Source organism: Acinetobacter sp. NBRC 110496 (genome assembly GCF_000876115.1).
Classification (GTDB): domain Bacteria; phylum Pseudomonadota; class Gammaproteobacteria; order Pseudomonadales; family Moraxellaceae; genus Acinetobacter.
The window spans coordinates 1-11,067 of sequence record NZ_BBTF01000080.1; the positions used below are offsets into that span (position 1 = coordinate 1).

General features: G+C 40.5%; 10 protein-coding genes and 2 pseudogenes. 6 read left to right on the top strand and 6 right to left on the bottom strand.

The features are described 5' to 3' along the window. Positions 1-121: 121 nt before the first annotated feature. The 3 genes and pseudogenes from Aba26S_RS19645 to Aba26S_RS19655 form a co-directional block, all read right to left on the bottom strand. Positions 122-517, bottom strand: a complete 396-nt coding sequence (locus Aba26S_RS19645; RefSeq protein ID WP_000639719.1) for a type II toxin-antitoxin system VapC family toxin — start codon at positions 515-517, stop codon at positions 122-124. Continuing rightward, complete coding sequence (locus tag Aba26S_RS19650; RefSeq protein WP_000401521.1) at positions 514-744, bottom strand: antitoxin; 231 nt, start codon at positions 742-744, stop codon at positions 514-516. The genes Aba26S_RS19645 and Aba26S_RS19650 overlap by 4 nt, the downstream gene beginning before the upstream one ends. A 580-nt stretch (positions 745-1,324) precedes the next feature. Next, positions 1,325-2,658: pseudogene (locus Aba26S_RS19655) on the bottom strand (ISNCY family transposase). Between the two features lie 173 nt (positions 2,659-2,831). Between Aba26S_RS19655 and Aba26S_RS19660 the strand changes: the two are divergent. The 5 genes from Aba26S_RS19660 (at position 2,832) to Aba26S_RS19680 (ending at position 6,994) form a co-directional block, all read left to right on the top strand. Further along, a complete protein-coding gene (locus tag Aba26S_RS19660; protein ID WP_004986465.1) occupies positions 2,832-3,263 on the top strand; it encodes an Arc family DNA-binding protein in 432 nt (143 codons plus the stop codon). A 53-nt stretch (positions 3,264-3,316) separates the two neighbouring features. Beyond that, positions 3,317-3,562 (top strand): hypothetical protein, encoded by a 246-nt coding sequence (locus Aba26S_RS19665; protein ID WP_004678286.1) that lies wholly within the window; start codon positions 3,317-3,319, stop codon positions 3,560-3,562. Between the two features lie 8 nt (positions 3,563-3,570). Continuing rightward, entirely contained in the window at positions 3,571-3,894 is a 324-nt protein-coding gene (locus tag Aba26S_RS19670) for a type II toxin-antitoxin system HicB family antitoxin (RefSeq protein WP_004678285.1), read from the top strand. Positions 3,895-4,063: 169 nt separating this feature from the next. Further along, positions 4,064-5,269, top strand: coding sequence for an IS256 family transposase (locus tag Aba26S_RS19675; RefSeq protein WP_004986466.1), 1,206 nt, complete (start codon positions 4,064-4,066; stop codon positions 5,267-5,269). A 381-nt stretch (positions 5,270-5,650) separates the two neighbouring features. Continuing rightward, on the top strand, positions 5,651-6,994 hold the full coding sequence (locus Aba26S_RS19680; protein WP_004758963.1) for an aspartate aminotransferase family protein: 1,344 nt from the start codon (positions 5,651-5,653) through the stop codon (positions 6,992-6,994). A 68-nt stretch (positions 6,995-7,062) separates the two neighbouring features. On the opposite strand, the gene Aba26S_RS19685 is transcribed toward Aba26S_RS19680, so the two are convergent. Both Aba26S_RS19685 and Aba26S_RS19690 read right to left on the bottom strand, forming a co-directional pair. Beyond that, the gene (locus Aba26S_RS19685) at positions 7,063-8,097 is read right to left on the bottom strand and encodes an AraC family transcriptional regulator (protein ID WP_004681105.1); all 1,035 of its coding nucleotides are present in this window, start codon (positions 8,095-8,097) and stop codon (positions 7,063-7,065) included. Between the two features lie 98 nt (positions 8,098-8,195). Beyond that, entirely contained in the window at positions 8,196-9,200 is a 1,005-nt protein-coding gene (locus Aba26S_RS19690; RefSeq protein WP_004681103.1) for a phosphotransferase enzyme family protein, read from the bottom strand. A gap of 181 nt (positions 9,201-9,381) precedes the next feature. Here Aba26S_RS19690 and eat point away from each other — a divergent pair, with 181 nt between their 5' ends. Next, positions 9,382-10,803, top strand: a complete 1,422-nt coding sequence (gene eat, locus Aba26S_RS19695; RefSeq protein WP_043974569.1) for an ethanolamine permease — start codon at positions 9,382-9,384, stop codon at positions 10,801-10,803. A 110-nt stretch (positions 10,804-10,913) separates the two neighbouring features. On the opposite strand, the pseudogene Aba26S_RS19700 reads toward eat, so the two are convergent. After that, positions 10,914-11,067 (bottom strand): annotated as a pseudogene (locus tag Aba26S_RS19700) (IS1 family transposase); the annotation flags it as partial.

Consider the following 11,067-nt stretch of genomic DNA (forward strand, 5'->3'; position numbering starts at 1 on the left):
TCTGCGTCATATTAAAAATGAAATCTCTGATTCAAAGTTAAAATTTTCAAAAGCTGTATCCATTTAACATAAATCTCTTATACGAATTCTAGCCCTGCATAGGGCGGGCTAGATATAGCGATTAGACCCAATTCTCTAGCTTCAGACCATCAATTCGTTCAAATTCTTTTGTATTGTTCGTAACTAATACAACATCCAATGCCAAAGCATGAGCAGCGATCAGCATATCTAAGCTGCCAATCGGTTTACCTGTAGATTGAAGATTCTGGCGTAATTTGGCGTAATGCCAAATCGCCTGTTCATCGTAAGGAAGAATCTCTAAAGGTGACAAAAACTTGTTTAACGCCTGTTTATTGCGTTCAGATCCAGACTTCTCTACACCAAAAGCCAGCTCAGATGCCGTGATACTCGAAATCGCAAGCTGGCCGAGTTGATATTGCTTAAAGCGCTCAAAAACTTGTTGAGGCTTATTGTTGATGACATAGATACAAATATTTGTGTCTAAGAGGTAAATCATCTGAACTCCTCACGGAGCTGTTCGCCTTGATCAGCTCGCTCCAATTGGAATCCAACCTCAAACTCATTTATTGCTTCTAACATGACATCCCAAGGATTGTCGATGGGCATGAGTAATACACCACGACCGAAGCTTTTGATGGCCACTTCCGTGCCATTAAAGCGAAAGGCTTTAGGCAAGCGAACAGCCTGACTGCGACCAGTTTGAAATACTTTCGCAATTTCCATAATTACCTCCCGAAACCAAGATATATATCATTGATATATATCTTAACATTAAATCTTGTAAAGTCAAAGTGAAATTAAAATCATAAGGCAATAAAAAAGCCCGACATCCTGTCGGGCTTTTTCATATCGGGGTGCTCGTCTTACTGATCTCGTGCTGCCCATTCCTTGCGCTATTTTCTTATTCTTGTTTTCTGGAAACATCCAGTTCCCTTATGTATTCATCATAGGGCTAATGCTTTGGATTACCAATCCTCAAAAATCTTAAATTCATGTAAGTTTTAGCTTACAAAGTTGGCCTATTTTATCCCAAGAGTTGTCCGCAGAAATTGGGGATTATTTATGAACTGTGACCCTTGAGAAATCAGGAAAAAATGCAAAAACGAATGTTTTTTGATCAATTTTATTGGCTAAAAGTTACAGTTTTACTTAAAAAGAAACCGACTTGTTTCCAAGTCGGTTGAACGAGAACGTTCCAGAGGGTATGAATAACGATAAGATACTGATCTTAAAGTAATATTAAAAACACTGTTATTCACCAATTAAAATGTCTATGCGATAAACCATTTAAAATGTCCTGTTTTTAACTGCAAGAGTCAAGCACAGGATTTAAATTTCTTTGTTCAATAACAGCTTTCTGAGCTTTACGACTTGGCATACTCTTCTTGAGACGGGAACGTTTATTCTGTTTTTCCAACTCTTCATGCTGTTGCTGGATATGAGCCAGGACTGAACCTAACCGTTTATTCTCAACAATCTCATTTTGCTGCAGCCCAGCCAATTTATTGAAGATGCTGTAGTTGAGCTTTCGTCCTTCATGCATGAGGGCCAAAGTGCCATCTGGATACTCTAGAATTGAAATGTATTGCCCAGCAAGCTTATGATTCAGCTCTGTCGGTTCAAGTATATAAATACATTTATCATACGTGATGGTTAGGTTCTTCGTGACCTTACGCGGTTCCTGCCAGGTAAAAATATCATCCAGTTCAAGATTAGATTCGGTTAGGGGTAGATGTAAATTCTTCGAGTTTCTCGCACACTTGGCAAATTTCTGATTGAAGTGCTCAATGAAGCAGGGTAGCCATGCATTGGCTTCGGCAATTGAACTGATGCCTTCCAAACGCATCTCCTTGATCAACCGGTCTTGAAGGGTTCTATTCGCGCGTTCTACGCGACCTTTAGCCTGTGGTGAGTTGGCAAAGATAATATCAATGTTTAACTCATTCAGAATCCGGCCAAATTGCGTGATCTGGCTGTTTAGGCTAGATTTTTGGTTCACTCGGAAGACCTAATGTTTGTCGCTATAAAAGGCCAGATGTTTGCCGTATTGTTCAATGTAGGCTCGGGTTGAAAGCATATAGTCAAAGGTCGTTTCGGCCTCACAAAAGCGCAGATGCAACAGCTTTCCAGTAGCATCATCGATATAAACCAGCAAGCAGCACTTAGCAGCGCGTCCTTCGAACCAGTCATGATATGAGCCATCAATCTGGATTAGCTCACCGAAGCAATCACGGTTATAGTGTGGCTGATATGGACGTTTAAGGCGCTTGGATCGAGGAATCCAGAGGTCATTTGCCGTCATCCAGCGCCGAAGCGTTTCTACCGGGATATCTAGGGCAAACATGCTGCTGAGCTTCTCATGAGCCAAGGTGGGTCCAAATCCAAGCAGATGTTCAGAAATAATAGAAAAAATTTCGATTTTAATAAATCATCATGGCGACGATGACCTGGTTGACCACGACTGGCATGTATCAGGCCTGAAACACCATCTTGCTTTAGCTTGTGCAATAATCGGGTTATTTGACGGGTTGAAAGATTAAGAATTTCTGCAGCACGGACTTGTGTAATACGATGATCTCGAACGTCTTGCAGAACAGCAAGACGTTGAATTTCTTTGTCAGACATAGTGATCAGCATCTATATTTCATATCCAGTCCATGATGTTTAAGCCATCATAAACTAGACATTTTTATTGGTGAGAATATAGACATTTCTATTTTGGGCTTACACTTAGTTGCATATTCCTGCATAAACATACCACCCATTCTTGTTCGTAACGTACCAGTCGTTCCTTTCGTAATGAGCCGAAAATGAATAAACCACAAACATTAGATACACAATTTAAACTTAGATTACCAACAACATTAAAGTTAAAAATTGAAAATGAAGCTCAAGGCTTGAAACGATCTATGAATGCTGAAATTGTGGCACGATTAGAAAATAGCTTTAACTTTAAAAAATTAGACAATAATAGTGTATTGAACCAATATCAACTTATTGATCGCAAGAAAGAACTATCAAATCGCTTAACTAAAGCAATAGAGTTGTTTAATTCATTACAGGTAAAAGAAATTAAATATACACACATTGCTGAACAACTAGGATATGAAACTGCTGAACCTGTATTAGATTGGATACAAGGTAAACATGAACCATCTTTCCATCAACTTCGAGAAATAGCAGAGTATCTAAAGGTTAATCCGTCTTGGCTTGTACATGGTGATGGTGAAATCAGCACTTGAATAATAGTACCATTATAGATACTATTTAGAGATTGGAATTATTGGGCATATTAATGGCTAATATTGATCAACTCATAGAGCAAATGCGGAATAATCCAAAAAATATTCGTTTTGTGGATTTAATCAAGGTTTGCAAACAGTATTTTGGTGAGCCAAGACAAACAGGTGGTAGTCACACCGTATTTAAAACACCGTGGCAAGGCGATCCTCGTATAAACCTTCAAGATGATGGTGGGAAAGCTAAACCATACCAAGTGAAGCAAGTTTTGGCTGCACTCGATAAACTTAACGTATTGTGAGGTGGAAAATGGATAGTAAGCAATATACTTACCGTGTTATGTGGTCAGCAGAAGATAATGAATACGTTGGACAATGTGCTGAATTTCCATCATTATCTTGGCTTGATGCAGATCAATCTAAAGCATTTTCAGGTATTGTTAATGTTGTTGCTGAGGTTGTAGCCGATATGATCAGTAATAATGAAAAAGTACCAGTGCCACTTTCAGAGAAGAAATATAGTGGTCGTTTTGCTGTACGTGTTCCATCAATGGTTCATCAAAAACTAGCATTAGAAGCAGCAGAACGTGGTGTAAGTATGAATCGTTTAGTATCCGCAAAATTAGCTATGTAACCAGTTAAAAGGATATGAGATTTTGTCTCATATCCAAGTGGTTCAAGAAATAGGAATGACTGGTATGTTACGAACAGGAATAGGTGGTCGTTTTATCCAGTATTTTGCACGGTAGTGTTCAAAAAACTGTGTCATTTCCTTAAACTGTTAAAAACAGGAATGATGCATTATGGCAACTACATTTGATTTTGAAACAGCCTTAAAACAACTCCAGTCAGGACAAGCACTGACTGGAGAAAATGGCATACTCACCCCTTTAATTAAACAACTGACCGAAGCTGCTCTTGAAGCAGAAATCGAGAATTACATTGAAGCGAATCCGAAACAAGGTAATCGCCGCAATGGCTATACTCGCAAGACCGTAAAATCTACATCAGGTTCATTTGAGCTTGAAACCCCTAGAGATCGAAATGGTGAATTTGAGCCACAGTTAGTTAAAAAGAACCAGACCAAATTATCAGAAGAAATTGACAATAAAATCATATCACTCTATGCACTTGGTATGAGCTATCGTGATATTCAAAAGCATGTTGCTGATATGTATGGATTGGAGATTTCAGATGGTGCTATCACCAATATTACAGATAAGCTCCTCCCTCAGTTACAAGCATGGAAACAACGCCCACTCGATACAATTTATCCCTTTGTTTGGTTAGATGCCATACATTACAAAGTGAAGGATAAAGGTGTTTATGTGAGCAAAGCGATCTATACCATTTTAGCTTTAAATGTTGAAGGTAAGAAGGAACTACTCGGCTTGCATTTATCGGAAAGCGAAGGGGCGAACCATTGGCTTAGTGTACTGACAGACCTACAAAATCGTGGTGTTCAGGATATTCTGATTGCCTGTGTAGATGGACTAAAAGGTTTCCCCGAAGCCATAGCAGCGATTTACCCTCAAACAGAAATACAACTGTGTATCGTTCATCAAATCCGTAATTCCTTACGCTATGTTGCCAGTAAAGATCAGAAGCCATTTATGGCTGATTTAAAGCCAATTTACCGTGCTGATACCAAAGGAGCGGCAGAAGTAGCACTGGATGAGCTAGAAGCAAAATGGGGCGAAAAATATGGTGTGGTCATTCAGTCGTGGCGTACCAAATGGCATCTACTATCCGCCTATGTCAAATATCCTAAAGCGATTAGGAAGCCGATTTACACCACCAATGCCGTTGAAGCCGTACATCGTCAATTCCGTAAACTAACCAAAACCAAAGGAGCTTTCCCCAATGAGGATAGTCTGATGAAATTACTGTATATTGGTATTCAACAGGCATCAGAAAAATGGACAATGCCTATTCAGGAATGGGGACAAACGATTACTCAATTATCCATTTACTTTGAAGGTCGATTAGATGATATAATTAAAATCTAGTCAAATTTACTGACACAGAATTTTGAACGCCCTCTCTGGACAAAATGACCCCAGATGAGTTTTACTATGACCAGCTACCACAACAAAATAAGGTAGCTTAACTAGAGCAGAATATCACTTATAAATAAGCTTTTAGTTGTTCAAACATGTGGGACCACCTCTCTTCTTTAGCGAATTCATTTAAAGGCTATTTATTCACTTTTCATAATAAAAGTGCTCAGATAGATATCCTATCACTCGTATTGTGAAGAAATTATCTTATAAGATTTGACTTCAAAAATTACATATCGCGCTCTAAAGTCAAGTCTTTAAAATGAGCAGTGTGCAATATAAAAATCATTCAAATGCACTAAAAAACAGTTTGTGAGAGAGGAATAGTAGATGAATACGCGATCTACCATTATGGATACCAATAGCTTCCGTGCCGAGCATGCGAGTGCACTAGATTCTGAAACCCGAAAACTGACCGATCGACGTAGCCAAAATTTAGGTGAATCTTACCGCTTGTTTTATCGAAACCCAGTGCATCTTGTAAAAGGGCAAGGACAATACCTTTGGGATGCTGCAGGCAATCAATACTTGGATGCTTATAACAATGTCGCTAGTATAGGACATTGCCATCCTGCGGTAATCAATGCCGTAAATGAACAAATGCAAATGTTGAATACACATACTCGTTATTTACATGAGCGCATTTTAGATTATACCGACGAACTTTTAGCGACCACACCGACTGAAATTAACAAAGCCATGTATATGTGTACGGGTTCTGAGGCGAATGATTTGGCCATTCGTATTGCCCGTGAATACAGTGGTGGTACGGGTATTATTGTGTCGCAAGAAGCCTATCATGGTACTAGTGATCTTACTTCGGGCTGTTCGCCTGCGCTTGGTACAGGACAGACCTTAGCTGCTACAACTCGTTTGGTGGCAGCACCTGATCAATATCGTTTTGAGGGTGAAGATTTAGGTGACTGGTTCGCCGCGCAAATTCAAGCACAAATTGATGATATGAATGCCAATGGCATCAAGTTTGCAGGCTTCTTAGCCGATTCCATTTTTTCATCAGACGGGGTAATACCAAATCCTATTGGTTTCCTGAAAAAAGCAGTGGATGTAGTGCATGCCAATGGTGGTATTTTCATTGCTGATGAAGTACAGCCTGGTTTTGCTCGTACAGGCGATTCTTTTTGGGGTTTTGGGCGTCATGGTGTGGTGCCCGACATCATTACCACAGGCAAGCCGATGGGCAATGGTATTCCAGTATCAGGTTTACTCGCGAAAGATCATGTGTTGTCTGCGTTTAGTCAAAAAATCCCTTATTTCAATACCTTTGGGGGGAATCCTGTGGCGATGGCAGCGGCGCAGGCCGTGCTGAAAACTATTCAAGAAGAAGAGTTACAAGCCCATAGTCAGCGCCTTGGTGGTCTACTTTTGACAGAATTGCGTAAGCTGATGGAAAAGTATGACTGTGTTGGTGATGTGCGTGGTGCTGGTTTATTTATTGGTTTCGAATTGGTACAAGATCGTTTCACCAAAATGCCTGATAAAGCTCTGGCACTGGATTTGATTGAAGAATTGCGTAATACGCATCGTGTGCTGACCTCTGTTGCGGGACCATATGGCAATGTCTTGAAGTTACGTCCACCATTGGTGTTCCAAGAAAAGGATATTGATTGGTTGGTTGGAGCATTGGATCAAGCCTTAAGTAAACTGCAAAAATAAACTTAAATGTCATACATATTTAACCCCGCTCAATGAGCGGGGTTTCTTTTTTATTGATGTCTTACCACTTAATGTCGTAATTGGCGTGGTGTACAGCCAAACCAACGCTTGAATGCACGGGAAAAGGCACTGACTTCGGAATAGCCTAATAAAAATGCTACTTCAGAAATCGGTAAATTCTTCTGTTGAATATAGTGTTTGGCCAGTTCATAACGAACTTGATCAATTAGTTGAGTAAAGGTGATGTCGTGTGATTTTAAGCGCCGTGATAAGGTACATGGACTCATATGTAAATCTAGTGCAACTTTTTCCAAGTTGGGTTCACCATGAATCAAATCTTGCTGAATGTGTGCACGGACTTGATTGGTTAAACTTTGTGACTGCGATTGCGTATTCAGAATTTTTAAAGTGTCGAGCATCATGGTGAGCAGCAACGGGTCCGACTGTGGCATTGCGGTTTTAAGGTCTGATTTGGCAATCAAAATTGAATTGAATGGCTGATCAAAAAACACTGATGCATTAAACAGTTTACTGTGTTCTTGCCAAAACTCGGGACGTGGGTGTTCAAAATGAATTTCGCGTGGTGAATAGTGTGTGCCCAAGACTTCACGAATTACATTCATAAACATGCCCACTGTGAGTTCGGCATCTTGTCGTCGCGATAAAATTGCACCATGCTGGACTTGGTAGTCGAAACGATAGGCATCATTGACTTCAACCATACGGCATAAAGTATCTTTTTGATGCAGATTAAAATGTGAGGTCATGTTCTTTAATGCATCTTCCAGCGATGCTGAACATAAACCAATATAGCCAATCAGTCCTAAAGCTTTGGGATGAAATTGCTGTCCATAATGCAGTCCGAAATTATCGCAATGTGATAGTTTTGCGGATTGTTCCAAGACTTCGCAATAATTGGTGAGTTGCAAACTGAGGGTGGGGCTGAGCAATAATTCAGGATTAATACCACTGATCCCAAAAATGCGATCGACATCGGCACCTTTATGCAGAATAAAGTCACTTAGGCCTGTCGCGGCAGCTGATAAAATGCCTTGGTTGCTGATGTCTTGAGCGTTGATGGAGAGAGGATTAAATTGAATCATGCATAGCCTCTTTTAATACAGAACCGTTATTGTTCTAAATTAAGCAAGAGCTATGCCATTCAATGCTTTACGGTTTGCTTCTGCCTACAGGTATTTTTTTATATACCTGCTGGAATTTGGTTGTTAAGATATTTTTTGCAAAGTCGCACAGTTTCATCCGACCATTGAGCTCCCAAACTTTTGGCCATGTCGGTATAGGCATGTGAACCGAACCAAGCCATCAATTGGATTCTACGTTGCATAATAAAGGTGGGAACCAACGCATACTCTTCTGCACTCACATGCCCAATTTTTTCATAACCATTCAACCATTGTTCGACCCACTTGGGTGCAGCAGTATAGTGTTCATTAAAACTAATTGCTGCAGCTAAGTCATGCATAAACCAGCCCATGCCGCAGTCGTCAAAATCAATCACACCAACCTTTTTTTCATTCAACAACAGATTGGTCAGTCTGAGGTCAGCATGGATCAGCCCATAGTGATCTTTGGACTTCCCAAATTGATTTAGCTCGGTGGCAACACGGCAAATTGCCTCATCAATCACGGCATGATCTACCGATTTTAACTGTGGGGCATGACGCCAGTCACCCCAATGTCCATCGGCAAAAACCATACTTTCATGATCCCAAACAATACGTTGGAAGTAGGCTGGCATCTCCCATGTTTTACTGTGCAGGTGCAGTTGTGCTGTGATTTCACCCAACTGCTTAAAATCACATGGATCGACATTATCTGCTGTAGGCATTACACCTTTCACCCAATGAAAGAGCACTGCATGCCTTGAAATATCTGGACTGAGTGCCAATGTTTGGACTTTATCTCCATGACAGTCGGCAATGGCAATCGGCACCGCGATGCCATGCGCATTTAACGCATCTAACCATGCTAGTTCACTTTCGATTTGTTGTTTGGAATGATAATTGGGACGATGAATGCGTAGTGCATATTGTTGTTGAGCGGTTTTCACAACAAAGGTGGCATTTTCAGATTGGCAGAGTAATTTGATCTCGCCTTGATAGCATGCTGGATAGGTTTGCATGGCTTTTTTTGCCAATTCGTAGAGTTGTTGAATGCTTAAATATTCATTTTGTTGGACGCTCATGTTGTACTCCTTTTCATGCTGATCTTGGGTGCGGAGTCCCAGACTTTGAGCTGATCTTATAAAAGAAAAAAAAGAGCAACTTGACTTCAAGCGACTATGCTCATGATTTATTGTCAAGTTTAAAGCCGATATTTCACCGATATTAAAGTGGTCGAATTTGGTGAAAAGGTGATCGAGCATCATGAAAAATGAAATGATAATGACGGAGAGTGTCGCAGATAACACCGAATATTTTGCCCAACGCCAACTGAAAAAGGGTGCCGTCGGTTGGTTACTGTTGGTGGGGTTAGGGGTGTCTTATGTGATTTCGGGTGACTTCGCAGGTTGGAATTTTGGTATTGCGCAAGGTGGTTGGGGCGGATTATTTGTTGCTACGATTGTAGTGGCATTTATGTATCTATGCATGAGCTTGTCGATGTCAGAAATGTCGACCATGCTGCCAACAGCAGGCGGGGGCTATAGTTTTGCGCGAGTGGCGTTTGGGCAATTTGGTGGTTATCTTACAGGGACTGCAATTCTGATTGAATATGCAGTCGCACCTGCCGCAATTGCAGTTTTTATTGGCAATTATTGTGAAGCTTTATTTGGCATAGGTGGCTGGCCGATTTATCTGTTTTGCTATGTGTTTTTCATGGCAATTCATTTACAAGGTGCAGGTGAGGCTCTGAAAATAATGTTTGGCATTACCGCAATTGCTTGTGTGGCGCTGTTGGTGTTTATAGTGGCAATGGTTCCACACTTTAATGCTGCCAATTTATTTAATATTGCAGTAATGCCAAATACTGCGGGGGCGAGTTCATTTTTGCCTCTCGGTTACATGGGCATTTGGGCTGCTGTCCCGTTTGCAATCTGGTTTTTCCTTGCAGTTGAAGGCGTGCCTTTGGCTGCTGAAGAAGCCAAAGATCCAGTCAAATCTTTACCACGTGGTTTAATTGGTTCAATGTTGATTCTGGCTGCATTTGCCCTGCTGATTTTGTTTTTAAGTGCTGGTGCGATGGGTGCAGAGCAAGTGAAAAATTCAGGAGCACCATTGGTTGATGCATTAATTGCAGTCTATGGACAGCATTCATGGATTGCCAGTTTTGTGAATTTTGTGGGATTAGCAGGTTTAGTAGCAAGCTTCTTCTCGATTATTTATGCTTATTCGCGTCAAGTGTTTGCCCTATCGCGTGCGGGTTATTTACCGAAAATATTATCGCTCACCAATAATAAACAAGCGCCGAAATGGGCGATTGTGATTCCTGGGGTAATTGGCTTTGTATTGTCATTAACGGGTGAAGGAGATTTGCTGATTTTGATTGCGGTGTTTGGTGCCACCATTTCTTATGTGTTGATGATGATGTCGCATATTAAATTGCGTTTTTCCCGTCCAGATTTAGCACGACCATATAAAACACCCGGCGGCATCGTCACTTCAAGTATAGCATTGGTTTTGGCCTGTGCTGCAGTGGTGGCGGGTTTAATGGTTAATCCAAAAGTATGGTGTTTGGCAGCGCTAATTTATGGTTTATTCATTCTGTATTATCTGCTGTATAGCAGACATCATCTGGTGGAAGGCACGCCTGAACAAGAGTTTGCATCTATTGAAATCAGAGATGAATAGTTGAGTGAAATTTACCTAATTTTTAAGAATATCAATCCCATTTTTAATGGGCTTGATATTCTTAAATGCTCATTAAATTATTTGGTGGTGTTTTAAAAAGTATGCTGAGATTAAATGAAGCCATTATTGATGTAAAAGAAGGTTAAGTCGAAGGCTTTAAAATGGTTTTCAAGCTTTTTGGAGAAATTACAACTTCTTCTAACACCACGCCTTATTCGATGCCTTATTTTGCAATTATTACCTTCAATTCCTACAGTAAAAAAC